At 55.9% G+C, this 26295-nt stretch carries 27 protein-coding genes; 15 read left to right on the plus strand and 12 right to left on the minus strand.

Annotated elements, in window-relative coordinates:
- The first annotated feature begins 64 nt into the window (after window positions 1–64).
- The 5 genes from gcvT to ACOSDM_RS15245 all read left to right on the plus strand — a co-directional run bounded on the left by gcvT (window position 65) and on the right by ACOSDM_RS15245 (window position 5558).
- Entirely contained in the window at window positions 65–1201 is a 1137-nt protein-coding gene (gcvT, locus tag ACOSDM_RS15225) for a glycine cleavage system aminomethyltransferase GcvT (RefSeq protein ID WP_420725400.1), read from the plus strand.
- 85 nt (window positions 1202–1286) lie between these two features.
- On the plus strand, window positions 1287–1658 hold the full coding sequence (gene gcvH, locus ACOSDM_RS15230) for a glycine cleavage system protein GcvH (protein WP_420725401.1): 372 nt from the start codon (window positions 1287–1289) through the stop codon (window positions 1656–1658).
- Between the two features lie 60 nt (window positions 1659–1718).
- Window positions 1719–4643 (plus strand): aminomethyl-transferring glycine dehydrogenase, encoded by a 2925-nt coding sequence (gene gcvP, locus ACOSDM_RS15235; protein WP_420725402.1) that lies wholly within the window; start codon window positions 1719–1721, stop codon window positions 4641–4643.
- Window positions 4644–4716: 73 nt separating this feature from the next.
- The gene (locus ACOSDM_RS15240; RefSeq protein ID WP_420725403.1) at window positions 4717–5025 is read left to right on the plus strand and encodes a DUF1778 domain-containing protein; all 309 of its coding nucleotides are present in this window, start codon (window positions 4717–4719) and stop codon (window positions 5023–5025) included.
- A gap of 80 nt (window positions 5026–5105) precedes the next feature.
- Window positions 5106–5558: a GNAT family N-acetyltransferase gene (locus tag ACOSDM_RS15245; RefSeq protein WP_420725404.1), complete on the plus strand. Its 453-nt coding sequence runs from the start codon at window positions 5106–5108 to the stop codon at window positions 5556–5558.
- On the opposite strand, the gene ACOSDM_RS15250 is transcribed toward ACOSDM_RS15245, so the two are convergent.
- Window positions 5555–6406, minus strand: a complete 852-nt coding sequence (locus ACOSDM_RS15250) for a TauD/TfdA dioxygenase family protein (RefSeq protein ID WP_420725405.1) — start codon at window positions 6404–6406, stop codon at window positions 5555–5557. The genes ACOSDM_RS15245 and ACOSDM_RS15250 overlap by 4 nt on opposite strands.
- A 152-nt stretch (window positions 6407–6558) precedes the next feature.
- Here ACOSDM_RS15250 and ACOSDM_RS15255 point away from each other — a divergent pair, with 152 nt between their 5' ends.
- Window positions 6559–6840: a YrhK family protein gene (locus tag ACOSDM_RS15255; RefSeq protein ID WP_420725406.1), complete on the plus strand. Its 282-nt coding sequence runs from the start codon at window positions 6559–6561 to the stop codon at window positions 6838–6840.
- On the opposite strand, the gene ACOSDM_RS15260 is transcribed toward ACOSDM_RS15255, so the two are convergent.
- On the minus strand, window positions 6831–7271 hold the full coding sequence (locus ACOSDM_RS15260; protein ID WP_420725407.1) for a GFA family protein: 441 nt from the start codon (window positions 7269–7271) through the stop codon (window positions 6831–6833). The genes ACOSDM_RS15255 and ACOSDM_RS15260 overlap by 10 nt on opposite strands.
- A gap of 212 nt (window positions 7272–7483) precedes the next feature.
- Between ACOSDM_RS15260 and leuB the strand changes: the two genes are divergently transcribed.
- From leuB to ACOSDM_RS15275, 3 genes are all read left to right on the plus strand, one after another.
- Window positions 7484–8596 (plus strand): 3-isopropylmalate dehydrogenase, encoded by a 1113-nt coding sequence (gene leuB, locus ACOSDM_RS15265; RefSeq protein ID WP_420725408.1) that lies wholly within the window; start codon window positions 7484–7486, stop codon window positions 8594–8596.
- Complete coding sequence (locus ACOSDM_RS15270) at window positions 8596–9222, plus strand: DUF2238 domain-containing protein (protein WP_420725409.1); 627 nt, start codon at window positions 8596–8598, stop codon at window positions 9220–9222. The genes leuB and ACOSDM_RS15270 overlap by 1 nt, the downstream gene beginning before the upstream one ends.
- Before the next feature lie 64 nt (window positions 9223–9286).
- Window positions 9287–10186, plus strand: coding sequence for a 1-acyl-sn-glycerol-3-phosphate acyltransferase (locus ACOSDM_RS15275; protein ID WP_420725410.1), 900 nt, complete (start codon window positions 9287–9289; stop codon window positions 10184–10186).
- A 15-nt stretch (window positions 10187–10201) separates the two neighbouring features.
- On the opposite strand, the gene ACOSDM_RS15280 is transcribed toward ACOSDM_RS15275, so the two are convergent.
- The 3 genes from ACOSDM_RS15280 to ACOSDM_RS15290 all read right to left on the minus strand — a co-directional run bounded on the left by ACOSDM_RS15280 (window position 10202) and on the right by ACOSDM_RS15290 (window position 14122).
- A complete protein-coding gene (locus ACOSDM_RS15280) occupies window positions 10202–10633 on the minus strand; it encodes a CBS domain-containing protein (RefSeq protein WP_420725411.1) in 432 nt (143 codons plus the stop codon).
- A gap of 247 nt (window positions 10634–10880) precedes the next feature.
- On the minus strand, window positions 10881–12752 hold the full coding sequence (mutL, locus tag ACOSDM_RS15285) for a DNA mismatch repair endonuclease MutL (RefSeq protein ID WP_420725412.1): 1872 nt from the start codon (window positions 12750–12752) through the stop codon (window positions 10881–10883).
- Window positions 12749–14122, minus strand: coding sequence for a glucose-6-phosphate isomerase (locus ACOSDM_RS15290; protein ID WP_420725413.1), 1374 nt, complete (start codon window positions 14120–14122; stop codon window positions 12749–12751). Before ACOSDM_RS15290 ends, mutL begins: the two co-directional genes overlap by 4 nt.
- A 75-nt stretch (window positions 14123–14197) precedes the next feature.
- Between ACOSDM_RS15290 and ACOSDM_RS15295 the strand changes: the two genes are divergently transcribed.
- The gene (locus tag ACOSDM_RS15295) at window positions 14198–16711 is read left to right on the plus strand and encodes a mechanosensitive ion channel family protein (RefSeq protein ID WP_420725414.1); all 2514 of its coding nucleotides are present in this window, start codon (window positions 14198–14200) and stop codon (window positions 16709–16711) included.
- On the opposite strand, the gene ACOSDM_RS15300 is transcribed toward ACOSDM_RS15295, so the two are convergent.
- The 3 genes from ACOSDM_RS15300 to ACOSDM_RS15310 form a co-directional block, all read right to left on the minus strand.
- Window positions 16708–17265, minus strand: a complete 558-nt coding sequence (locus ACOSDM_RS15300; RefSeq protein ID WP_420725415.1) for a PAS domain-containing protein — start codon at window positions 17263–17265, stop codon at window positions 16708–16710. The genes ACOSDM_RS15295 and ACOSDM_RS15300 overlap by 4 nt on opposite strands.
- Window positions 17266–17300: 35 nt before the next feature.
- Window positions 17301–18446 (minus strand): nicotinate phosphoribosyltransferase, encoded by a 1146-nt coding sequence (locus tag ACOSDM_RS15305; protein ID WP_420725416.1) that lies wholly within the window; start codon window positions 18444–18446, stop codon window positions 17301–17303.
- Between the two features lie 83 nt (window positions 18447–18529).
- The gene (locus tag ACOSDM_RS15310) at window positions 18530–19915 is read right to left on the minus strand and encodes a class II 3-deoxy-7-phosphoheptulonate synthase (RefSeq protein WP_420725417.1); all 1386 of its coding nucleotides are present in this window, start codon (window positions 19913–19915) and stop codon (window positions 18530–18532) included.
- Between the two features lie 315 nt (window positions 19916–20230).
- On the opposite strand from ACOSDM_RS15310, the gene ACOSDM_RS15315 reads away from it, so the two are divergent.
- Window positions 20231–20410 carry a DUF3012 domain-containing protein gene (locus tag ACOSDM_RS15315; protein ID WP_420725418.1) on the plus strand — a complete coding sequence of 60 codons (180 nt, stop codon included), beginning with the start codon at window positions 20231–20233 and terminating at the stop codon, window positions 20408–20410.
- Between the two features lie 32 nt (window positions 20411–20442).
- On the opposite strand, the gene gorA is transcribed toward ACOSDM_RS15315, so the two are convergent.
- Window positions 20443–21816 (minus strand): glutathione-disulfide reductase, encoded by a 1374-nt coding sequence (gene gorA / locus ACOSDM_RS15320; protein WP_420725419.1) that lies wholly within the window; start codon window positions 21814–21816, stop codon window positions 20443–20445.
- Between the two features lie 107 nt (window positions 21817–21923).
- On the opposite strand from gorA, the gene ACOSDM_RS15325 reads away from it, so the two are divergent.
- The 3 genes from ACOSDM_RS15325 to ACOSDM_RS15335 are packed head-to-tail and all read left to right on the plus strand — an operon-like array spanning window position 21924 to window position 23575.
- A complete protein-coding gene (locus ACOSDM_RS15325) occupies window positions 21924–22286 on the plus strand; it encodes a hypothetical protein (protein ID WP_420725420.1) in 363 nt (120 codons plus the stop codon).
- Window positions 22283–22735: a hypothetical protein gene (locus ACOSDM_RS15330; protein ID WP_420725421.1), complete on the plus strand. Its 453-nt coding sequence runs from the start codon at window positions 22283–22285 to the stop codon at window positions 22733–22735. Before ACOSDM_RS15325 ends, ACOSDM_RS15330 begins: the two co-directional genes overlap by 4 nt.
- 42 nt (window positions 22736–22777) lie before the next feature.
- Window positions 22778–23575 (plus strand): vWA domain-containing protein, encoded by a 798-nt coding sequence (locus ACOSDM_RS15335; protein ID WP_420725422.1) that lies wholly within the window; start codon window positions 22778–22780, stop codon window positions 23573–23575.
- 42 nt (window positions 23576–23617) lie between these two features.
- Here the strand turns inward: ACOSDM_RS15335 and ACOSDM_RS15340 are convergent, their stop codons facing one another.
- From ACOSDM_RS15340 to folP, 3 genes are all read right to left on the minus strand, one after another.
- A complete protein-coding gene (locus tag ACOSDM_RS15340) occupies window positions 23618–23923 on the minus strand; it encodes a helix-turn-helix domain-containing protein (protein ID WP_420725423.1) in 306 nt (101 codons plus the stop codon).
- A gap of 258 nt (window positions 23924–24181) precedes the next feature.
- A complete protein-coding gene (gene folK / locus ACOSDM_RS15345) occupies window positions 24182–24661 on the minus strand; it encodes a 2-amino-4-hydroxy-6-hydroxymethyldihydropteridine diphosphokinase (protein ID WP_420725424.1) in 480 nt (159 codons plus the stop codon).
- Window positions 24662–24663: 2 nt separating this feature from the next.
- Window positions 24664–25557 (minus strand): dihydropteroate synthase, encoded by an 894-nt coding sequence (folP, locus tag ACOSDM_RS15350; RefSeq protein ID WP_420725425.1) that lies wholly within the window; start codon window positions 25555–25557, stop codon window positions 24664–24666.
- A 206-nt stretch (window positions 25558–25763) separates the two neighbouring features.
- On the opposite strand from folP, the gene folB reads away from it, so the two are divergent.
- Entirely contained in the window at window positions 25764–26216 is a 453-nt protein-coding gene (gene folB, locus ACOSDM_RS15355; protein WP_420725426.1) for a dihydroneopterin aldolase, read from the plus strand.
- The last annotated feature ends 79 nt before the right edge of the window (window positions 26217–26295 follow it).

The raw sequence follows: 26295 nt of genomic DNA on the forward strand, positions 1-26295 counted from the left end.
GGCGCGCCACCGATTGATTTCGGGACGCGCCTTTTTGTTTTGGACCTTGGAAGGGGCCGAATGTATGTCTGATCAGGAATTGGCGGTCACGCCGTTGAACGCCCTACACCGTGAACTGGGCGGCAAGATGGTTCCCTTTGCCGGCTATGACATGCCGGTTCAATTCCCAGCCGGAATCCTGAAAGAACATCTGCATACCCGCAGCGCGGCTGGATTATTCGATGTTTCCCATATGGGCCAAGCCTGGCTGATCGCCGAAGATGGCGCGGATCCCGCAATCGCCTTTGAAAGCCTGGTGCCAGCGGATGTTCAATCCCTGGAACCGGGGCAACAACGCTATTCCCAACTGCTGAATGACACGGGTGGCATTTTGGATGACCTGATGGTCACGCGCCCCATCGCTGCCCTGGGCCGTGACCGTTTGTATCTGGTCGTGAACGCGGCCTGCAAGGACCAGGACCTGCCCCTTATTGCCAAGGCCTTGAAAGGCCGCATCCGTGTAGAGCCCCTGGAAGACCGCGCCTTGATCGCGCTTCAGGGACCAAAAGCGTCGGGTGTTGCCGCGCGATTGTTTGGTCCGGCCCTGGCAACGATGCCATTCATGAGCCAAACCGTGGTCGAATTTGATGGCATCGATCTGTGGATCAGCCGATCCGGCTATACCGGCGAAGATGGGTATGAGATATCCGTTCCTAATGACCAGGCCGAGGCGTTGGCCCGCCTGCTGCTGGGGGATCCCGCCGTCGAACCGATAGGACTGGGCGCCCGCGATTCGCTGAGACTGGAAGCAGGCCTGTGCCTGTATGGTCATGACATTGATACGACCACCAGCCCTATCGAAGCGGGTCTGCTGTGGTCCATTGGCAAACGCCGCCTCGCAGAAGGCGGCTTTCCTGGCGCAGAAATTGTGCAAAAGCAAATCGCAGAAGGCGCAACGCGCAAACGGGTTGGCATTCTGCCTGATGGTCGCGCCCCGGCCCGCGAAGGGACACTTATTCTGGATGCGGACGGTGGGTCGGAAATTGGACAGATCACCAGTGGCGGTTTTGGCCCGACGGTCGGCGGTCCCGTTGCCATGGGCTATGTCCCCATTGACTATGCAAAACCGGGAACGCCTGTTTTCTTGTCGGTTCGGGGAAAATCCCTGCCCGCCACCATCACAAAAATGCCTTTCGTACCGCCCGGATTCTTTCGGGGTTAACAATTTCAAGGTACAGTTCATCGTGTAAACCAAGCCTACCAAACAACCAATGACCCAACCTGAAAATAGGGGAGCTATAGTCGTCATGGCCGAACGCAAATTTTCTGAAGAGCATGAATGGATCGAAATCGACGGCGATACCGCCACCATAGGCATTACCATTCACGCGCAAGAGCAATTGGGGGATATCGTCTTTGTCGATCTGCCAGAAGTCGGGGCCGTCTTTAACAAGGATGATGAAGCCGGCGTCGTCGAATCGGTAAAGGCCGCCAGCGAAGTCTATGCCCCGATCGGTGGGGAAATCCTGGAAGTAAATGACGCCCTGACCGACAATCCGGCCCTGGTCAATGAAGATGCAGAAGGGGACGGCTGGTTCTTCAAGATGAAGATCGAAGATGCCGGGGAACTGGACGATCTGATGACGGAGAGCGAATACGGCGACTTCATAGAAGACTAAACCTTAAAAGACTGGGCCATTCCGGCCCGCATTTGCCAAAAGCCCTGCAGGAGAGTCTTTATGACCAATAGCCAGTTTGATCGTCTGACCCTGGACGATTTGGAAATCCGGGAGGATTTCATTCGTCGCCATATTGGGCCGGGTCAGTCCCAGATCCGCGAAATGCTGACGACACTGGGCTATCCGTCGATTGAGGCCCTGCTGCAGGCAACGGTTCCCGCCTCCATCCGATTGGACGAACCGCTGAACCTGCCCCAAGCCACCAGCGAGCGCCGTACCCTGTCAGACCTGCGCCGCATATCTGAGCGGAACGAGGTGTTCACCACCATGATCGGCATGGGCTATTACGGCACCGTCACGCCACCGGTCATCCTGCGCAATGTTCTGGAAAATCCAGGCTGGTACACGGCCTATACACCCTACCAGGCAGAAGTCAGCCAGGGTCGCCTGGAGGCGCTGTTGAATTACCAACAGATGATCATCGACCTGACCGGCATGGAAATCGCCAATGCGTCCCTGTTGGATGAAGGAACGGCGGCAGCCGAAGCCATGGCGATGGCCCATCGGGTGGGTAAGACGAAATCCGATGCCTTCTTTGTCGATAATGACGTACATCCCCAGACTTTAGCGGTCCTGAAAACTCGCGCACAAGCGATGGGCATGACAATTGTGCAGGGTGACGCCTTCACCGATCTGGAAGCAGCCGATGTGTTTGGCGTGCTGGTGCAATATCCAGGATCATCCGGACAAGTGCGCGACATCACCCAACCGATCAAACAGATTCAGGCCAAGGGCGGGCTTGCCGTCATTGCCAGTGACCTGATGGCCATGGTGATGCTGAAATCCCCTGGCGAGTTCGGGGCCGATATCGTGGTGGGTTCCGCCCAAAGATTTGGTGTTCCCATGGGCTATGGCGGCCCGCATGCGGCCTTCTTTGCGACCAAAGATGTCTATAAACGCCAATGCCCCGGGCGCATCATCGGCGTGTCTGTGGATGCCGAAGGCAAGAAAGCCCTGCGCATGGCGCTGCAAACCCGGGAACAGCATATCCGGCGCGAAAAGGCGACCAGCAATATCTGCACGGCCCAGGTCCTGCTGGCCGTGATCGCCGGATTCTTCGGGGTGTATCACGGTCCCGATGGCCTGTACCGCATCGCGCGCCGTATTCACCGCAAGGCCCAGATCGTGGCCGAAGGGCTGCGGCGCATGGACCATGAAATCGTGCATGATCAGTTCTTTGACACGATCCAGGTGCGCATACCAGGCCAGGCCCCGCGCATTCTGGCAAAGGCGAAAGAAGCCCGCATTAATCTGCGCTTTGTCGATGCGGATACAATCGGAATTTCCGTCGATGAAGTCACCAAGAAGGCCAATATCCAAGACCTGTTGAGGGTGTTTTCATCCAAGGCCGACAGCCTTTTCAATGTCTCCACCCTGGACAAAGATGCGGGCGACGACATCATCCCCCATGCGATGCGCCGCATGCCAGACAGCTTTATGACCCATCCCGTTTTCAACATGTATCATGGCGAAACGGAAATGCTGCGCTATATCCGCTGGCTGGCGGCGAAGGATATCGCGCTGGATCGGTCGATGATTCCGCTGGGATCCTGCACCATGAAACTGAATGCGACGACGGAGATGATCCCCGTCACCTGGCGGCATTTCGCGCATTTGCATCCTTTTGCCCCGCTGGAACAGGCACAGGGCTATCAGCAACTGTTTGAAGACCTGGAAGAATGGCTGTGCGAAATCACCGGCTATGATGCGCTGTCCCTGATGCCCAATGCGGGCAGTCAGGGCGAATATGCGGGCCTGCTGACAATCCGCAAATATCACGAAACCCGTGGCGATACCCAGCGCACGATCTGCCTCATCCCCTCTTCCGCCCACGGCACCAATCCGGCCAGCGCGATCATGGCGGGCATGGAGGTCAAGGTCGTAAAATGTGACGATCATGGCAATGTCGATATGGACGACTTGGCGGCCAAGGCGGAACAATACTCCGACACGCTGGCGGCGATCATGGTCACTTATCCGTCCACCCATGGCGTGTTTGAAGAAACTATTGAGGATATCTGCGCCCTGATCCATTCCCATGGCGGTCAAGTCTATGTCGATGGGGCCAATCTGAATGCCATGGTCGGCATCTGTAAGCCCGGCAAATTCGGGGCAGATGTCAGCCATTTGAACCTGCACAAGACCTTCTGCATCCCCCATGGTGGCGGTGGTCCCGGCATGGGACCAATTGGCGTGAAACGGCATCTGGCCCCCTTCTTGCCGTCCCATCCCATGGTTGAAGGCCTGAACCCCTATGCCCATGAGGGGGAGCCGATTGGCCCCGTTTCTGCCGCGCCCTGGGGATCGGCCAGCATTCTACCCATCGTCTGGGCCTATATCCGCATGATGGGACCCAAGGGTCTGCGCCAAGCGACGGAAATCGCCATTCTGAATGCGAACTACATCGCCAAGCGGTTGGAGGATCATTACCCGATCCTCTATAAGGGCCGCAATGGTACGGTGGCCCACGAATGCATCGTTGATTGTCGCGCGTTTAAGGACAGTTGCGGCATCACCGTGGAAGACATCGCCAAGCGTTTGGTCGATTATGGCTTCCACGCGCCGACCATGTCCTGGCCCGTGCCGGAAACCATGATGATTGAGCCGACCGAAAGCGAGGCGAAACGGGAATTGGACCGGTTCTGTGACGCAATGATCCAGATCCGCCAGGAAATCCGCGATGTGGAAAGCGGTGCATCAGACCGGGATATCAACCCGCTGACCGATGCGCCCCACACCCATCACCTGCTGATGTCTGATCCCTGGCCCAAACCCTACAGCAAGGAAGTCGCCTATTTCCCCCTGCCCGCCACCCGCGACGACAAATACTGGCCCCCCGTCGCGCGCATCGACAATGTGGCAGGCGATAGAAACCTGGTCTGCACCTGCCCCCCAATGGAGGCCTATCAGGAAGCGGCGGAGTAAGGGGGACTGTTATCCATCTTGATATGTACGCCACAAAGGCGTACATATCAGGGCACATCAAAAGGATGACCTGATGACGATGCACTCTGACTGGGCGACGGACCTGGATGAAAAGAGCACGGAACGCATGAGCTTTCGGGCAAAACCGCGTATTAAACAAATCATTCAACGGGCTGCAGCCCTGTCTGGTGTTGATGATTCCGTGTTCACCCTGTCTGCTGCGTATCAATCCGCGTTAGAAACAATCGCAGCCCATGAACGAACCATTCTGGATGCAAGAGACCATGACGCCTTTTTTGCGGCATTGGATGGGTCCCCTTCTCCGTCAGAGGCATTGAAGCACGCTGTGGCACGGCATCAGGCAACAATTGAGTCCAAGTGAGCGGGCCGTCAGACACGCCTCATCTAATCATTCAGCCCTTTGATCCGCAGTCACATGACCGGGGATCTTTTTCATGCGGCGTGCCCAGCGTTGATAACTTTTTCCAGAAAACGGCAAACAAACTCTCAAAAGCAGATACAATCCGGCTTTTTGTTCTGGGTGAAAATGGCAGCAGCGTTGTATTCGGATTTTACGCCATCAATGCACATTCTGTGGACTATACGAACCTGCCGGATAGATACGCCCGAAACCGACCCAGAAATGGCTCTATTCCCGCAGCATTTCTATCAATGATCGCTGTGGATCAACGCTTCGCTGGCAAGGGATACGGATCAGACCTTCTGGTGGATGCGCTGCTAAGAATTAAAGCCGCCTCACAATCACTGGGTATCGCGATTGTTGTGCTGGATATTCTGGATTGCGGCGATCCCCAAAAAATTCAAATGCGCAAAGCCCTTTATGAAAAATTTGGCTTTCAGGCCTTCCCCTCAAATCCCATGCGCTATTTCTTACCTGTGAAAGATATCCCTTAAGCCCACTCCCGAATGGGGCGGTCGCCCTCAAAGGTCGTGCGGCGCATTTCGCGGCGGTGGCCGTGATAGTCGTTGATGGCATAGTGCTGGGTTGAGTAATTGTCCCAGATTGTGATCATTCCGGGCGACCAACGCAGGCGACAGCAGAATTCAGGTAAGGTGCTGTGCTGGAAAATCTGGCGCAGGATGGGCGCGCTGTCGGCCTCGCTGAGGCCATCCAGGCGCATTGTATAGGTTTCATTAATGTACAATCCCTTGCGGCCCGTCACAGGATGGGTCAGCACGGCAGGGTGAAAGCGTTCCTTATCTGCTTCGGGGTCGTTGCGCTTGGTGGAGCCCTTCATGGATTGTTCTTCGACCGGTGGGGCCCATTTCACGCCATAGGGTTTGCCGACATGGATCGCATCGCGCCCATCCAGCAATTGCTTCAGGGGTTCGGGCAAAGCGTCCCAGGCCGCCTGTTGGCTGGCATACAGCGTATCCCCGCCATAGGGGGGAATCTGGATGGCACACAGAACTGATCCGCCGGGTGGTTTTTCCAGGAATGTCAGATCCGAATGCCAGCCACCCCCAAAAACCCCCGTGCGCTCAGACGCTTCCTTAATCACGCTGGTCATTTCCGGATGATCGCCCTTACCCGGCGCATAGGGGTTGATCGCAGGGGGGCCAAAAACCTCAGCCAGGCGGCGATGCTGATCGATATCCAGGAACTGATCGCGGATCACCAACACAAGATTACGCGCAAGGGAATCGCGCAATGCCTCCGCCAGATCATCGGAAATCGGCTGTTTCAAATCAATGCCGGACAATTCGGCTGCGATGCCACCAGTGATGGGATGTTCTTTCATACAAAGCCTCCTAATACGAACCCGCGATCAGCATACCCTGAAAACAAATTTGCGACATCACGCTTTCGCGGAAAAAGCGCTTGGATCATCATGCATTATTTGCAAGCCTTGGTCTTCGAATTCCCCGTGCCAAGACCCTATTGGAGATCACAATGCGCCTGTTTTACCGCGAAAATCAGGAACAGAATGCAGATACGCGCCGTATCTATGCACTGTACGAAATCGCCCATACCGCTGTCGATTTTGCCGCAGCGATCTGTTTTACCATCGGGTCTGTGCTGTTCTTTTGGGCGTCGCTGGAAACTGCTGCAATCTGGTTCTTTGTGATAGGCTCAATCTTCTTCCTGATAAAGCCGACGCTGAAACTCAGTCGAGAGATTCACTTATGGCGCATCGGGCAAATTGATGATCTGGCCGACCGCCTTCACTCCTGACGCTCAGGGTAGTCGTCTTTTGCATATTGCGGCAGGCCGTCCGCAATTTCGTAGTAATCGCCCTTATCAGCGCAAAAGATGTGATAGGCGGTGGTCAACCCGGTGGGCGTATCCAGGCATCCCAAATTCACACTGATCCAGCCGTCCTCATTTTCCCAAAACATGTTTGACCCACAGGTGGCACAAAAGCCACGCCGTATCCTGGGTCTGTCAGGCGACGAATGGAACCACGTCAAGTGCTGTGCCCCAGTGATCTTTACAGTCTCAATGGGATGATAGGTGCTGACGATATAGTTTCCGCTTTGTCGGCGGCACTGGGTGCAGTGACAGGCAATGGCCGGGCCCTGAGGGTCGGTTATTTCAATCTGAACGGCCCCGCACAGACAATGCCCGGTCAAAGGCTTACCATCGGTCTTATTTGTATCCGTCATCGCATGCTCCCTTCATCGTAAAGTCTCTGTCTGGGGGACTTCCAAAGTCAATCTGGAAATACGCTTAGGGTCCGGCCAGAAACTTTTGCCCCCAATTCCCAACTGTCAGCCGGTGGTGACCGGGCGATTTCAGGAAAATCTTCTTTTCTCCCCCTATGGGCGAGGCTAAAACGCTTCCCTACTCTATAAGCACAATGGCGAGGGAATATTCTATGGCGTCCAATAAGACACTGCTCATGCTGCCCGGCGATGGCATTGGCCCCGAAGTCTGCACCGAAATCCGAAAAGTCGTCGATTGGATGGACAAGCGCCGCGCGGTGTCTTTCGACATTGCAGAAGATCTGGTCGGCGGGGCCGCCTATGATGCGTATGGTACGCCATTGACTGATGAAGCGATGGACAAGGCGCAAAACTGCGATGCCGTGATCTTCGGTGCCGTCGGTGGCCCGCAATATGACAATCTGGGATGGGATGCGCGTCCTGAGGCCGGTCTGTTGCGCCTGCGCAAGGAAATGGACCTGTTTGCCAATCTGCGCCCCGCCGTCACCTTTGATGCGCTGCTGGATGCCTCTACTCTGAAACCTGAAGTCATTCAGGGTCTGGACATCATGATCGTGCGCGAACTGACCGCAGGTGTCTATTTCGGCGAACCGCGCGGCATGCAGATGTATGAAGGCAAGGAACGCTGCATCGATACCCAATCCTATACCAAGGATGAAGTGGTGCGCGTTGCCGAAGTTGCCTTTGACCTGGCCCGCAAACGCCGGGGCAAGGTAACCTCTGTTGAAAAGGCCAATGTCATGAAGACCGGCGTCTTCTGGCGTCAGACGGTTACCGAACTGCACAAATCCGGCGGTTATGACGATTTGGAACTGGGCCATATGTATGCCGATAACTGCGCCATGCAGCTGGTGCGCAATCCGAAACAATTTGACGTCATCGTCACCGACAATCTGTTCGGCGATATGCTGTCAGATTGCGCCGCGATGTTGACCGGATCGCTGGGCATGTTGCCATCCGCCTCTCTGGGCTCCGTTGATGAAACCGGTCGCCGCAAAGCCCTTTACGAGCCTGTGCATGGCTCCGCCCCGGACATTGCGGGCCAAGGCAAGGCCAACCCGCTGGCAATGCTGTTGAGCTTCGCGATGAGCCTGCGCTACAGCTTTGACATGGGCGATGAAGCTGACCTGCTGGAACAGGCCGCGCAAGCCGTGCTGAAATCCGGCAAGCGCACCCTGGACATCATGAGCCCCGGTTGCCAGGCCCTGTCCACGGCCCAGATGGGCGATGCCCTGCTGGCGGAACTGGACAAGCTGTCAGCGTAATGTCCCAGAACAATCAGGACGGCACAGACCTGCGACTGCCAATCGTATTAGCCGCAGCGCTGTTGCCTGTCCTGATCTGGTCCTGGATTGCCCCCCATGAACGCCTGACCTGGTGGATGGAAGCGCTGCCCGTCTTGATCGCCGTGCCGCTTCTGGCATTGACGATCCAGCGCTTTCCACTCACGCCCCTGTTGTATTGTCTGATCTGGATTCACTGCGTGATCCTGTTGGTGGGCGCGCATTATACCTATGCCCTAGTCCCGATCGGTGATTGGGCGCGCGACAGTCTGGGCCTCAGCCGGAACCCCTATGACCGTCTGGGGCATTTGGTGCAGGGATTGGTCCCCGCCCTTGTCGCACGGGAACTTCTGATCCGCCTGACCCCTTTGCGTCCAGGGGCCTGGCTGTTTTCCATTGTCACTTTATCAACATTGGGCATCAGTGCCGGATATGAATTGATTGAATGGCTCAGCGTCGAAATTCTGGATGGGGATGCCGAAAGCTTCCTGGGTCAGCAGGGCGATGTCTGGGACGCCCAGAAAGATATGGCAATCGCCCTTATCGGGGCAATCATCGGACAGTTTATGTTCGCCAAACATCAGGATCGGGCGATCAAAATACTGTGACAACCGCGCATTTGTAACAATTCTTTGATATACAAAAGGGCTTATTCATTATTCAGGAGGGATTGTGTCCCAAGCCCTTGAAACCCCCGCGTCAGAAGCACTCCCCAAGACACCGCGCCTGTTGCAGCCCAGTGGTGAGCTTAGCTATGCGCTGCCCAGTGATTCGCGGGCCATGCGCGCTGTCATCAAGGTCATTGAACGCCTGACCGGATCCAAGAAAATACACCGGTTGTATCAGCGTTGGCGGGTGGAAAAATATGCCCAAGGCGCTCCCTTCTGGGACTCAGCGCTTGAGATGCTGGGGGTCGAACTGCGTCTGCACGGCGCGCCATGGCCCCCCTTGGTGGCTACAGACGAACCGCGCATCATCATCGCCAACCATCCCTATGGATTGCTGGACGGTGTCGCCGCAGCCGCCCTTGCCGAAAGATTGGGGCGGAATTTCAAAGTTCTGGTGCATGAGGCCCTGTTAAGGGTGCCGGAACCCCAGCCCTATCTTTTGCCTGTCGATTTTTCAGAAACCCGGGAAGCGATGCAGAAAAATCTGCAATTGCGCAAGGATGCGTTGGCTGCCCTGGCGGCTGGGGAAACCATTGTCATATTTCCGGCCGGGGGCGTATCAACCGCGCCCAAAGTTCTGGGTCCGGCAGAAGACCTGCCCTGGAAACGCTTCACCGCCCGCCTGATCCGCGAAGCCCAGGCAACGGTGCTGCCGCTGTATTTTCCAGGCCAGAACGGCTTTGTCTTTCAGGCGGTCAGTCGGATCAGCATCCGGTTGCGGATATCCCTGTTCATCGGCGCGGCCAGCCGCCAGTTGAATCGACCGCTGGATATCTGTGTCGGGGAACCGCTGCGTTATTCACAGCTACAGGCCATGGCGGGCGACCGCGATGCGCTGATGGATGCATTGCGCGCCCATGTCTACAGCCTGTCCAGCCGGTTGCCCGGCAGCAATGATCGATAAGGCGACCGGGCGAGATCAGCCGGTCATGATGTAATCGCGCATCGCGCCGGCTTCCTGTTCCAACGCGTTGATCCGATTTTGAACCACATCGCCAATCGAGACGACGCCGACCAGCTTATCCCCCTCTACGACGGGCATATGGCGGAATCGACCCTTGCTCATGCGGCGCATCACATCATCGGCACTTTCTGACCGGGTACAGGTCTTGACCGGCGCCGTCATAAGGTCGCTGACATTCTGGGTCAGAACAGAAGCTCCCTTTGCCGCCAGACCGCGCACGACATCCCGTTCTGACAATATGCCGATAACCTTGTTCCCATCATCTACAACCACCAGCGCGCCAATCTTATGATCCGCAAGAATGCTGACGGCTTCTGCAATTATAGTCTCTGCGTGAATTGTGATGGTGCTGCCCTGTTTCTTGGCAAGCAATGTAGCGACGCTCATGGCTAAACCCTTCCTCTGTCTAGAGGGGGCGTATCGGTCATCAAACTGCCGACCGCCCCTGTCTATGGGGCAGATCCGCGCCGGAGCCAAAAGAGATAAAACCGATCCAGAGACCAAATATGGCACTGGTTGGAGGCACCGATCAGGCAGCGACGCGGCTGCCACCAAGGCTATATATGAACCAGTATCCCTGTCTTCGCGATTCGGTTCAATCCCGTCACTGTGCGGTGCAGCATTTCACGCCCGATCAGCGACGACCAAACAGCTTTTCAATATCAGCCAGCTTTAATTCCACATAGGTGGGCCGACCATGATTGCACTGACCGGAATGGGGGGTCGCCTCCATCTGGCGTAACAGGGCGTTCATTTCTTCCGTATTCAATCGCCGCCCGGCACGAACTGAGCCATGACAGGCCATGGTGCCACAAACATCCTCCAGCTTTTCCTTCAGCGAGAACGTGTTTCCCAACGCTTCCAGTTCGTCGGCCAGATCGCGCACCAGGGCCTGAGCATCAACTTCACCCAACAGTGCAGGGGTTTCACGCACCGCAACGGCACCGGGACCAAAGCTTTCCAGCACCAGACCCAACTGTGCCAATTCTACGGACCGGTCCAGCACACGATCCGCGGCCCGTTCCCCAAGCTCCACAATCTCAGGAATCAGCAATCCCTGTCGCGGGACGCCGCCTGCTGCCATTGCTGCCTTCATCTGTTCATAGACCAGCCGTTCATGGGCGGCGTGTTGATCAACGATGACGATGCCATCGTCCGTCTGGGATACGACATAGGTTGCGTGCACCTGCGCCCGCGCCGCACCCAGCGGATAGGATGTTAAGGGCGGGGCCTGTGTGACCTCCCCAGTGGCAGGATCCACCTGACTGACAGTTTCATCCCGCGCGGAAGGCGCAAATCCCTCCGGCCCCTGAAACGCATAAGTCGATGCAGCAAGACCCGGCGATGGTGGGCTGGGGGGACGATAGGCATATCCACCGCCGCTGAAGCTGGCCTGGCGCGTATCAGGCAGACTGCCGGGGCGAAACGCCCCCAATGCCGCATGGGATACAGAGGTGGAGGCACGGTGCCCGGCCTCCGCCAGGGCATGCTTGAGGGCACTGACGATCAACCCGCGCACCAGCCCCGGTTCCTGAAAACGCACTTCCGTTTTTGCCGGATGCACATTCACATCCACTGAGCGGGGTTCACATTCCAGAAACAGCGCCAACAAGGGATGGCGATCCCTGGCTAGAAAATCCTGATAGGCCCCGCGCACCGCACCGATCAATTGTTTGTCCCGCACCGGGCGGCCATTGACGAACAGGAATTGCATCGCCGCATTACCACGGTTCAGGGTTGGCACCCCCGCAAAGCCGGTCAGGCGAAACCCTTCGCGTTCAGCATCAATCGGCAGGGCATTTTCCTGAAATTCCCGGCCCATAATCGACCCCAGGCGTTTCAGGCGCAGGTCCAGCAATTCGCCCTGGGCTGCATTCAGGCGCAGCTTTTCGCGGCCATCTTCGGTCAGGCTGAACCCGATATCAGGATGCGCCATGGCCAGGCGGTTCAAGACGTCCTGAATTGCCCCGCTTTCCGCCCTGGCGCTGCGCAGGAATTTCAATCTTGCCGGGGTACTGAAGAAAAGATCGCGAACCTCGACAGTTGTTCCAGGGCCACCTGGGGCGGGCTTAGGGTCAAAGACGCGGCCCCCTTCAATCTCTATCCGCCAAGCCTCTTGCGCGTCGCGCGCCCGGCTGACAATGGACATGCGGCTAACGGATCCGATGGAAGGCAATGCCTCCCCCCGGAATCCCAGGGTCGAAATATGAAACAGATCCCCATCTGGCAGCTTGGAAGTCGCGTGCCGTTCCACCGCAAGGCTGAGTTCGTCGGGGGTCATCCCGCGCCCATTATCTGCGATCGACAACAAGGCCCGCCCGCCATCGCGAATGGTCACATCCACCCGCGTTGCCCCGGCATCCAGGGCATTTTCCACCAATTCCTTCACCGCAGACGCCGGGCGTTCCACAACCTCCCCAGCGGCAATCTGGTTGACCAATGTATCAGGCAAACGGCGGATGACTGAGGTTCCTGCCACTTTGTCTTGTGACGGCGCAGGGGTCATTTCGCGCCACCGCCCTGCTCTGATAGATATTTTCGGATCAGAATTTTGCCGCCCTCTACAGCGGGCTGATCGAATGGATCAACCCCCATTAAATCGGCGGCCAGGACCGTTTCCAGCATGAAATGCATCATCAGGGCCCCCATCGATCCTTCATCAATGCGCGTCATTTCAATATGGCGCACCGGGCGTCCATGACGTGCCAGGGTCTCTGCTGTCGCCCTGCGCGACGCATCCATCAGATCCCCCATCGACCGGCCTACCATATAGGCCAGCCTGGGATCATCAGCCAAAGAAGCGTCGATGCCATAGCCGTCCTGATCTTTTGGGCCCCCCAGAACCGTGAACATCTTGTCCGAAGGCCCATCCAGCCAAAGCTGTAACTGGCTGTGTTGATCGACCGGTCCTGTTGCATAGACCGGCGTCGTGCCCTGCCCGTCCTTGCCCAGGCTTTCCGCCCAAAGCTGGCGATACCAGCGCGCCAGAGAGCCAAGACGATCCGAATAGGCCAACATCACCGTCGCAGCAATACTGTGCTGACGCTGCAAACCGACACTGATGGCCGCCCCAACCGCCGCCGCACAGGCTGCAGGCGTATCAATCGACGCGAAGGCCTGATCCAATACTGCCTGTGCGCCCTGTCGAATCTCCACCGCATCCAGTCCGGAAATCAGGGTCGGCAGCATACCAACAACGCTTAACACGGAATATCGCCCGCCCACACGAGGATCGTGATCCAGCACCGGAAGATTATAGCGCGCAGCGAGTTTCCTAAGCGGGTTATCTCCCGGTTCTGTGATTACCGTGATACAGCGCGCTAATTCGTCCGGATCCAACCGTTCCAGTACCACCGGCAGAACCGATAAGAACTGCATCATCGTTTCCGTCGTACCGCCCGACTTGGAAATCACGATGATCCCGGTGCGACGATAGTCCAGTCGCCGGATCATTCGATCCCATACGAACGGGTCCACATTGGTGATGATATGCAAGGTGGGCGCACTGCGGATGCGGTCAGAGTCACCATCCGCCATTTCATATAAGGCCCGCGATCCCAGCGAACTGCCGCCCGTTCCCAGGATCAGGACATCATCAAAACGCCGCTGATAATGGTCGGCAATCGGCACCAGACCTTCCAGATCCTTGCGTGCCGATGGCAGCCGCAGGAAAGGCATCGTGTCCATCTCATGGGCGGACCGCAGCCGCTTCAAGGCCGGGGACAACCGGCTCAGCAGATCGCCCAGAACCGCATCATCCAGACCGCGCGGGCCTATCTGATCGGCGCGGCAATCGCGGACAGTTTGACCATAGCCCAATTGGTGTGCCAGAGCCGGGTCCGTATCCAAATCAGTCGTTTTTGTATCTGTTTGCATAGACTGTTCTTAACGGAGCACTATGCTACAGTCCATCCTGCACATATGTCCGTCCGCAACCCGTTGAGAGTCTTGATGCCTTTTAGAATACTCGTCGCCTTTTTCCTGTTGCTGGCGGTTGCTGTTTCACCGACCGAGTCGTCGTGGGCGCAATCTTCGATCGAAACCGACTTACAGGATTTCCAAAATCAGGTCGATGACTGGAATGCGGATCTGGATGTTGCGGAACAATTGATCACCCAACCAGACCCGTCACCAGATGCTGGCGATTTCGTGAAGCGAACGGTAACGCGCGTCATTTCCCAGGCAACAGACGCGCGCAAAGCGGCTGAACAAAAACAGGCAGAACTCCAGTCGAACCTTACCGCCCTTGGCGCCCCGCCGGATGAAAAGGACGCAGCCCCGGAGCCGGATCCCGTCGCAAAAGAACGCGCCCGTCTGAACGAGGCCCTGTCACAGGCAAAATCCCATATCGCCCTGGCAGACCTGACCATATCCCGGGCGACAGCCTTAGAGACCAAGGTCGGCGTTGCCCAGCGCAGCCGCCTGTATGAGGAGCTTATACAGCAGGGACCGCTGCCCTATGATCCATCCACCCTGACCAAGATTCCGGGCAATATTGGACAATTCATCGCAAAAATTGGCGCAATGGCATCGGACTGGTGGGAAACCTTTCTGCAAAAGCAACGGCAATATGGGACCGTCATACAGCCAGGCATTTTCATCCTGATTGGTGTTGGAATCGCCTGGTGGCTGCGCATCAGGGTCTTAAAGCGGTTTGGCCCCTACCCTGTAGAGCAGGAGCCCCCCTATAGCCGCCGTCTATTAGCCGCGACAGCGGATGGCGTTGCACGTGGTATCATTCCCGCTGTCATTTTGACCGTCATTATTGTGCGCACCTATACGGATGGTGGGGCGCTGAACAATGATTTTGGACTGATCCTGCGTTTGGTGGCGGAAAGCCTGTTGACGTTCGTATTGGCCACGGCCCTGCCCCATGCCGCCTTATCACCAAATGATCCTGATTGGCGGTTGACCCTGTTATCCCCAAATCAGGCAAAGCGGATTCTGGCTCTGTTGGTCCCCTTGGCATTGTTATTCTGTATTGATGAATTCGTGACCCGCGCCGGTACTGAAATCGGCCCATTGCAAGGCATTCTAACACCTGAATTCTTTTCAACCTGGACCCTGATCTTCAATCTGGCGCAGGGTGGTCTGGCACTTGCCCTATTGCAGCGCAGTCTTTGGACCATACCGCAAACGGAAGACACGCCTGCGGACGGTCCTGTTCCCGCCGATACGTCGACAAAAGACCAACAGGACGACCCCGACGATCCAGATGATCCAGACGACACGATTGGTCGCACAACCAAACCGTTTTGGGCTTTGGTACGGGCCATATTGATTCTGATTACCTGTACAGGCGCCCTTGCGCCGGTCTTTGGCTATACCAATCTGGGTAACTTTCTTTTGAACAATATTCTGGGGACAGCCATTCTGGTCTCCATCCTCTACATTTTACGAGGTTTGTTTCGCGAAGGCATCGCGCTTACCACCAGAAGCACCGTTTTTCGGCACAATCTGGCCCTGCGTCACAAAACAAGAAGCCGCCTGAAATTTTCTGCACGTTTCCTTTTGGATATCTTGATCTTTTTGGTCGGCATCAGCGTGATTGCCCCCAATTGGGGTATTTCCGAAACGGATTTACTCCGCAATGCGCGATTTATCCTTGGGGGAATGCAAGTTGGCAGCGTCAAGATTTCGCTCGCTGATATCTTGCTGGCAATCTTTGTATTTGTAACCAGTCTGGCATTGGTCCGGGCGTTGAAACGCAGCCTGGCCGAAAAGATCCTGCCTGAAACTGAGATTGAGGAAAGCCTGCGCCATACCATTACCGCAGCAATCGGTTACATCGGGTTTATTTTTGCGACCGGGATGGCGGTTGCCGTTATTGGCGTCGACCTTACCAATATTGCCCTAATCGCCGGGGCGCTGTCGGTCGGTATCGGGTTTGGCCTTCAGAATATCGTGAATAACTTTGTATCAGGCCTGATCCTGTTGATTGAACGCCCGATTAAGATTGGCGACTGGGTGGTTGTTGGCCAAAACGAAGGTTTTGTGAAGCAAATCAACATGCGTGCGACAGAAATTGAAACCTGGCAGAAGGCCAGCGTAATTGTCCCCAACGCGGACCTATTGTCTCAATCACTAAAGAATTGGACCCATAAGGATAAAATCGGGCGAGTCGATGTACCTGTCGGGGTCGCCCTGGACAGCGACATTGATCATGTCTGCGAGGTTCTGTTGAAAATCGGGCGCGCGCATCCACGATGCCGCAAAATTCCAGAACCCGTTGCCCTGGTTATGAATATCGGCGAAAGCCGGATCGATATGGAATTGCGCATTTTCACCAGCGATATTCTTTGGGTTCTTTGGATATCCAGCGACCTTCACAAAGAAATCCTGCGGCGCTTCCCGAAAGAAGGGATCGTCATTCCCTATGCCCAGCGCGTTGTTCATTTGAACAACGTTATCCCCTCTGAAGCATCCCCGCCTAAACCCACGACAGAAGACCCCAATGAGGCCTAAGCCAACATAGTTTCAACGCGATCTGATGTTGTCACCACCTCACGCGCTTCGACGTCGCTGTAGGTTACGAAAGGCAGATCTTCCCACTGTAGAAACAATGCACCCAGCAAGTGGGTTGTCTGTGCGTCTGTTCCCAAAGGCAAGGTCAGCCGTTGATACAGGAACGGGTTTTCGCCAGAGGCTGGGAAATAACGCGCCCGGGAATGCGAGGGTTTCCCCATTCTTATAATCATATCATAGGATCGCAGCGCATTGCTAAGAACCTCATCACGCAGCACTTCTTCAATTCTTTTGCCCGTAATATCCCGACCAAAAATTTCCGCCAGGCGCGTCCCGACCAGTCGAAAGCGGAACCCGCCATCATCATCGCGAATTAGGATGTACAGGCTGGGGAGTATGGGCCGGGGAACATCCAGCGGATCGACCTCGGATCGCATTGGCATGGACCTGGACCCACGCAACCGATCCCAATAGTCAAAGAAGTCCCGAATGTATTGGCCAACCAGATTGGACCGAAACTCTTGCAGATCCAGGAGTGTCGGGGTCTCTATCACGGCGCACAAACCTCTAAAATGCTGCGATAATTCAATCAGGAGACCGGCGGCTTGCGCAGAAGAAATTCGCGCCCGACCTTCACGCGGGGTTGGCCGTCATATTCCACGATATCCGCGGTGGCATAGGTTTCCGCCCAACGTTCCGGCAAATAGCTTCCGGTCCCAATGACATTAATCGGTGTATCCGCCAGCGCCATAACCTTGCATTTCTCTGGCCCGAAGCCAGAAGAAGCGACAATCTTGACGGCTGGGAAGCCCGCATTATTCAGCGCCTCACGCATATGCCAGACAGCAGCGGCGGAAACACCCGGGCCGATCAGATGGCGCAGTTCTCCCTCGTTGCGATAGCCCCGGATAGACCGCGGCGCATTGCGATCCAGAACGGCATAGGAGTTTGCGGGGTCCAAACCTTCCAGGAAACGACCACCCGGCGTATCAATTCGCACGGAAAGCCTGCCTTCCGCTGCTATTTCAGGAAACCGATGACAGACCGCCAGGGCGTCACTGACTTCCAGCCCAAAGTAATCCACCAGAACGGTCAGGGGTTGATCAGGATGGGCTTCATGAAACATCTCCGCCGCGCGAACGGTGGACCCGGCATAGCCGATCAAGGCATGGGGCATGGTGCCAAGGCCGGAATCCCGGCCAAAATAACGGGCTGTTGCATTGGTCGCATTCCCGATGAACCCAACTGCCGCCGACTTCCGCTTCGCACGATCCGACCCGACAGAAGCCGCATAGGCCATGATTTCCGCCATTTCCGTCCCGGCGCAATGGCGCGCATCCATCGCCAGAAAGGCAACATTGGGCAGTTCCTGACACATGGTGAACGCATTATAGGCCGATACACAGGCTGGACCGATCTTCTGCAGGAATAGCGTTTCCAGATCACACAGGTCATGAAAAGACCCTGTGATATACATCAACGGCTCCCCCGCCCCGACCCATCGACCTTCTTCAAACAGCAGGTCGATCTTCACCGTGCTGCCGCGTGCCGCAATGATGTCATTCAACCAATCAATAGCCAACCGGGGTGCAGACACGACCGGGCGGCGCATGAAGATTGCGTATGTAACCTGGATATCGCCAAATTTGGCGACAATTTCCCGCGTGCGCAGGAAATACGCATCGGTCCAGTCTTCTATAAAGGCATCAACATCATTGGCATCAGCGGCAGTCATTGTGACCCAAGCCCCCCGACAAGGATTGATCCGCTGGGCTTTTCCACTATCAGGAAACCCAGATCGAGAGAATTCTCCAGCGCTTATTCCGCAGCCTGCGAGGGACGTGCCCGCCCCACGCGACCGGCCTTCAATTCCTCAGCGATCAGGAACGCCAATTCCAATGCTTGCGCGCCATTCAGGCGTGGATCGCAATGGGTGTGATACCGCGCTGACAAGTCCGCATCCGAAATCTCCTGCGCACCGCCCAAACATTCCGTGACGTCCTGGCCAGTCATTTCGAAATGCACGCCACCGGCATGGGTACCTTCAGCCTCATGCACGTCAAAGAACTGACGAACCTCGCTCAAAATCCGATCGAACGGGCGGGTTTTAAAGCCGCTTTCAGACTTGATGACATTGCCATGCATCGGATCACAGGACCATACGACCTTACGGCCTTCCGCCTTTACCCGGCGCACCAGGGCGGGCAGATGCTCCATAGCCTTGTCGCTGCCCATCCGCGCGATCAGGGTCAGTCGCCCCGCCTCGTTCTTCGGATTCAGCACATCGATCAAACGGATCAGTTCATCCGGGTCGCTGCTGGGGCCGCATTTCATGCCGATCGGGTTTTCAATGCCACGGCAGTATTCAACATGGGCACCATCGATCTGACGAGTGCGATCCCCGATCCAAATCATATGGGCAGAACAGTCATACCATTTGTTGGTCAGACTATCGCGCCGGGTCAAAGCCTGTTCATACCACAGCAACAGGCCTTCATGGCTGGTGTAGAAATCCGTCTCCGCAATGGTTGGTACCCGTTCAGAGGTCAAACCGCAGGCCGCCATGAAACTCAATGTCTCATCCAGGCGTTCTGCCAGAGCTTTGTAACGTTCCCCCTGGGCGCTGCCAGCCACGAAATCCAGGTTCCATTGATGCACCTGATGCAGGTCTGCAAATCCACCCTGTGCAAAGGCACGCAGCAAATTCAGGGTAGAGGCAGACTGATGATAGGCGCGCATCATCCGCGTCGGATCCGGTGTGCGGTCTTCTGCCGTGAAGTTCATGCCATTGACGATATCACCGCGATAGCTGGGCAGTTCCACATCGCCAATCTTTTCCATCGGGGCAGAGCGCGGCTTTGCAAATTGACCCGCCATGCGGCCAACTTTAACCACCGGGCATGCTGCACCAAAGGTCAGTACGACAGCCATCTGCAGCAAGACCTTAAAGGTATCGCGGATGTTATTGGCAGAAAACTCAGCGAAGCTCTCGGCACAATCGCCGCCCTGCAACAGGAATGCCTTGCCTTCGGAGACCTCAGCCAGAGACGCCTTGAGCTTGCGCGCCTCACCCGCAAAAACCAACGGCGGGTTCGCCGCAAGTTCAGCCTCCACTGAGGTCAAAGCCGCCAAATCCGGATAGTCCGGCACCTGTTGTACAGGTTTTCCGCGCCAGCTTTCAGGACTCCAAGTACCGTTCGCCATTTCATCCACTCCAAGAAATTACCATTCTGACACCTGTCCTTTACGAGAACATTATCAGATTGTGGGGGTGTTTTACGCGCTCACACCGGGGTTTTCCACAGGTTATTGCGGACAAATTCCTATTCCGCCAAAATAACGCAAACCGTCGATGGACTTGAAGGCGCATTCACGCTAAATCATTATGCGCTCGCGCAGCCCTATATCAAGATACTCCAGCCATTTGATAGCCTGGTACGTTCATCGTCATGGACGCCTTTATTTGCGCAAATTTATCTTCAGGTATACACCAACATTCCAACAAGGATAACCGGCACAATGACCAAACCTGTAATTCGCATCACGACCCTGATCGCAAGCATCAGTGCCCTTTTTCTCCTGACCGCCTGTGAACCCGAAATGGGCACACCAGAATGGTGCAAGATGATCAAAGAAAAAGGTGTCGAAAATGTTTCCGCGAAAGAGGCTGCAAATTTCGCCAAGGATTGCGTTCTGTAGAACGCGATCCATCAGCCTTTCTTCGCTGACGCCTATTCCGCTGCGGCAGCCCGAACCACGGGCTCTCGCATCGTCACGAATTCTTCCGCACTTGTTGGATGAATGCCAACGGTCGCGTCGAAATCTGCCTTCGTCGCGCCAGCCTTCATAGCGACACCGAAGCCCTGGGCGATTTCACCGGATTCTGGACCGACCATATGCAAGCCGACCACACGGTCACTTTTGGTGTCGACGATCAACTTCATGAAGCTGCGCTCGTCACTGCCAGACATTGTGTGCTTCATTGGGCGAAATTCAGAGCAATAGACATCCACCTCACCATATTTCGTGCGGGCTTCTGCTTCTGACAGGCCGACAGTCCCAATCGGCGGCTGGCTGAAAACAGCGGTTGGAATATCGCGATAATCCATCTTCCGCCCACCCTTGCCATAGGTGTTATGGGCGAAAACCATGCCTTCCGCGATGGCGACCGGCGTCAGGGCGACACGATCAATCACATCGCCCAGGGCAAAAATGGACTTAACCGAGGTCTGGAAATCATCATTGACGATGATTGCCCCACCCTTTGCCAATTCAACCCCGGCCTCTTCCAGACCCAGGCCCGCCGTATTGGGCGCCCGTCCCGTAGCATATAGGATGGTATCTGCCTCCATCGTGGCCCCATCTTCCAGGGTTGCCACCAATGTCCCGTTGTCCCGTTTATCGACCTTCGCGATATTCGCGTTGAATTGCAGGTCAATTCCTTTCTTGCGAATTTCCTCCGCCAGGAAATGGCGCACATCGTCATCGAATCCACGCAGGAAATGCGGGCCACGATACAATTGCGTGACCTGTGATCCCAAACCATTCAGAACGCCGGCCAATTCAACCGCAATATAACCGCCGCCCACGACAATCACACGCTTGGGCAGGGCATCCATAAAGAAGAATTCATTCGATGTGATGACATGCTCGCGCCCCGGAATCTCTGGAACCGACGGCCAGCCCCCGACTGCGACCAGAATACGTTCCGCCGTGATGGTTTCCCCATTCACCTCAACCTCATGGGGACCCTTTACCGTTGCGCGGGCATTATACAGGGTGACGCCTGCATTTTTCAGCAAGCCATCATAAATGCCATTCAACCGATTGATTTCAGTATTCTTCCGTTCCACCAGAGTGGCCCAATCGAAACTGCGTGGCCCGACCGTCCAGCCAAAACCGGCAGCTTCTTCGAAATCTTCCCGATAGTGGGAGGCGTAGACCATCAATTTCTTGGGAACACAGCCAACATTGACGCAGGTTCCGCCCAGATATCGATCTTCCGCGACAGCCACTTTCGCGCCCAAAGACGCAGACATACGTCCTGCCCGGACCCCGCCGGAACCGGCACCAATTACAAACAAATCATAGTCATAGTGGCTCATCGCGAAACGCGCTCCTATATGGTACTAAAGATAAATCCTCATCTAGCGGAAACATGGGGTAGAACAGCGAAGAGGACAAGAGCCGGTTCGCCCGGCATGAGGAACGAATGTCAGAAACCAGGAAAAACACCCCGGAACGACGCTATCCCCGTTTAAAGGTTTGTGTGAATTTTCGCGCAGGCGACGTGCTGCCTTCCTGTGGCGCTAAGGGGTCTAGGGAACTGGCCCAATCGTTAAAGGAAGAAATTGCCAAGCGTGGCGACTTTATCAGTCTGGAGACAGTGCATTGCCTGGGAAAATGTCATATTGGCCCGACCCTGAAACTGCTGCCATCTGGCCCGTTTCTACAGGGGGCCCAGGCCGCAGATGCGGCGTGTATCGCCGACCTGCTGCAGGCTGAATCCTATGATATCCTGGAACATAAATTTGCTAACCCCGATGAATTTGAGACCGTTCAGAAAAAGCCATGATCCTGCGCGCCAAAATTCTGATAATCCTGTTATGTATTGGACTTGGCAGCCTGGCCCTGTTGCAATCATCGCCAGTCGCGCTGGCGCAAAGCCAGGAATTCATGCGCCGTATTCCAGAAGTAGTTCAGCCAAAACCCTACAAGCCCACCCGAACAAAAGTTGGCGGCACCCGGATAATTTATCCTGTGGACCCGCAATCCCTTAACCAGGCCCTGTCGAAGAACCTGTCAGAGGCCTGTGCCCGGCTGGAATTCAATCAGGCGCGCCATGGCCGCTATTTCATTATGGTGCCCCGTCCGAACCAGGACCCCTTGCGGTTCGGCTATGCCCAGGGGGATGGATTGAACTTGTTAGACCCAAACGGTTTACGCGGTACAGATGTCATCTATCTTTTTGACCGGGATGAGACATCAGAGTGTAAAGTTTATGTCTATCCCAAAACATTTTAAGGCATTATGCCGTCGCAAGGGGTGACCAAGAGGGCCACAGACATGAAGCCTGTTATTAGAGTCTGCATTGCCGTCTGTTTCGGCCTGGCCCTTTTGTCCGGCATGGCGGGGCCCCCTCCCATACGCAGTTTCGCCGCGCTGGAAACCACGCCGACCGGGCGAGAAGGAAAATGCGGCGCGGTTGATCTGGTGATCGCGATGGACACGACCCATTCCATGGCGACCGCTATTCGCGATGTGAAACGCGAAATGGTCCATTTGCTGGATTTGACGAAATTCGTCTCAGGTGGGGATTACCGGCTAGGACTGATCAGTTTCAAGGATCGCATCACGGTCGAGGTCGACCTGGGAGGTACCCCCGATAATCCCGACACAGCAGAGGCGATCAGTTGGAGCATCCGCCGGCTGACTGCAGAAGGCGGCAATGGCGGACCGGAAGCCAGTGACGAAGCCCTGCATACGGCCGTCGCCAATCTGACCGCAGAAAACCGCCCGCAAGACGGGGATTTCACGGGCGTTTGGGAGGCACGCAGCCGCATCCTGGTGCTGGTCACAGACAATCTGCCAGGCGGTTTTGATGATCAGTTTGATGAGGGCGTGGATGACCTGAATGCCCGCGATGTCACAACGCTGGCGCTGGATAAGGATATCCGCATTTCGTCGGTTTACATCCCGACATCCGGATTTGAAATGTCGCCAGACCCGCGCGTGGAGCAGATCATGCGCGCCTATGCGCAACTGACCGGCGGCGTATTTGCCATCACCCAGACGTCAGGTCTGGGCGCAGCAGAAGCCATTGCCGATATCATCAACCGATGCGGCTCGCGCGCCCTGTCCTAACAAACTGCCAGAACAGGGGCGGGATTGTATCAGGAATGGAACTTAAGCGGCCAGCTTCAGCGCAGGCACTTCGACACCGAACAATGCTTCATACGCTTTCGGATCGTAATGGCGCAGGCACAGGGCGGCAAAATCAGAGGCCGTCATACCCAGTTGCAGGGCCATTGACTGATAGAATGCAGACGGCACCGGACGGCGGCCTACTTCAATATCAGAAAGCCAACCAGCATTGGGCAGGCCAGCCTGTTCGGCCAATTCAGCCTGGGTGATTTCACGGGCCAGGCGCAATTGTGCAATCTGGTGACCGCCTTCAGCCCAGGGGCCGCGAATGTCTGTCGTCGTTGTCATACTCTTGTCCTTCATTTCTGTCGGGCGCACCTCTCAGAAAAGAAAGCGCGCTGGTTTTTCCATTTGCCATACGGGAATTTATGCATGCGCTATGCCAATAAATGGTTAACAGATGCTGTGCGTTCATGATGTCATGAGCGCGGCGGCCTGATAAACCGGGTGGATCACAGCGCCGATGTCATCGTCCCTCGGCGTTGGACGTCACATTATTGCAATGCACAAATAACTTAACCGCAAAGATCGAGACGCAGGGATGCGTCAAACGCATGGCTGGACAGTATCGCGTCCCGGAACCTGCGCCAAAAGCTGAGAAATGCTGAGGGTTTCTGTGGGTCCTATCAGGTCCGGCGCAATATCACACAGCGGAACCAGGACAAAGGCACGCTCTGCAATTCGCGGATGCGGCAGTGTCAGACGTTCCGAATTCAGCACGGTATCGCCAAAAAACAGGATATCCAGGTCGATTTGGCGGGGGCCATTCACAACAGAGGGTACCCGACCGATCTCCGATTCCAGGCGTTTGAGAAAATCCAGCAGGGCCAGCGGCGTCAAATCCGTCACCCCGGACACGACCATATTCAGAAACGCGGGCTGGTCGGCCACATACATCGGGGCCGTTTCGTAAATGCCAGATTGCTGATCAATCACCACATGTTCCTGCAGGCGTTCAATGGCTGTTCTAAACGACAGATGCCGGTCCCCCAAATTGCCACCCAATGCCAGATAGACCCGAACCATGATCAGCCCCTTTCCGCGCGTGCTGCCTTCCCGGCTTGCAGCATTGCTTCGGTCATTCGAACCACTTTCACATTCTCTTCAACATCATGGACGCGCACAATGGCAGCCCCGCGCTGTACCGCTAATGCGGTGGTCGCCAATGTTGGATCGCGTCGATCATCTGCTGGCAGATTAAGCACACGCCCCATAAAGCTTTTGCGACTGGCCCCCAGTAAAACCGGATAGCCAATTGCCCGAATAACATCGATCCCTTCAATCAGGGCCATATTCTGGGCGGGCGTTTTACCGAACCCGACACCGGGATCCAGTATAATCCGATCACCACTGACACCGGCTTTGATAGCATTCTGCGCCAGATCCGCCATTTCCTGACAGACGACGCGCAAAAATCCAGCGCCATAATCCGGTGCGGTGTAACTGCCACCCAAAACGCGGTCGATTTCTGCATGGCCAGGTTTGCTGCGGTTATGCATCAGGATTACCGGACAATTCGCAGCCTGTGCCACGGCGGCTATATCCGGGTCCGCCTGAAAGGCCCAGACGTCATTGATAATGTCAGCCCCCGCCGACAGTGCTGCCTGTGCGACGGATGCCTTATAGGTATCGATGGATATCGCGACATCGGGCAATTCCGCACGCAGGGCGGCAATAACCGGTGCGACACGCTGGGCCTCTTCCTGGGCCGGGATATAGGCCGCCCCCGGTCGTGTGCTTTCCCCCCCAATATCCAGAATATCGACGCCAGCCTGGAAAAATTTCACCGATTGCGCCACTGCGGCGGCGATGATGTCGCGTTCGCGGCCTAGTCCGTCGCCTGAGAAGGAGTCCGGTGTGATATTCACGATACCCATAACAAGGCATCGAGACGGTGGCGAAAGAAGGATGGAACGGGGCATATGGAAAGCCTCCTATCTGATCTGACTTTTCTTGCGTTCCCGGCCTGTTTGGGTAGTGTGTGCCGCTTGATGTCGGGGAAGTAGACCGTCAGAATGGCTTTGCCAAGTCTTCAGACGCCCCAGTGGCCGGTGATTAACGGTGCGGATATCCTGTGACCATAGGACAGGCTCCGCCCCAAGCGAAAGGGTGAGCAGAGATGCGCGTGATGTCCGAGCTAGCACAGGACGCCTATCCGCTGACCAATGAGTCTGAACCGTCATCCCTGCACGACATAAACAAGGTGCCAGATCAGACCGATGTTGTGTATCGCATTGCCGTTCGTGACCTGGAAGTCACCTGGAGCATCGGCGTCTATGACTATGAACATCAGAAACGCCAGCCTATCCTGATCAACCTGGATCTGGAAGCGCGCGCCCTGGACGATTGGGACGCTGACGATTATCAGGCCGTTCCCTGCTATGCCCGGATCGTTGAACGCATTGGGCAAATGGCGGCTGAGGGCCATGTGAAACTGGTCGAAACACTGGCCAATCGCATCGCCGAAATGTGTCTTGAGGATGATCGAATCCTATCCGCGAAAATCCGCGTTGAGAAACCGGAGGCTTTGAAAAATGCGGGCTCTGTGGGCGTTGAAATCACCCGCACACGCATCGCCTGATCTAGATAGCCTGGCCCCCGATTCGCTATTACTGGCGGACAGCACACAATAGCGCCGCATAGGTTTGCACTGCAAACAA

The sequence above is a fragment of the Hwanghaeella sp. LZ110 genome (assembly GCF_048892525.1).
Classification (GTDB): domain Bacteria; phylum Pseudomonadota; class Alphaproteobacteria; order UBA8366; family Aestuariispiraceae; genus Pacificispira.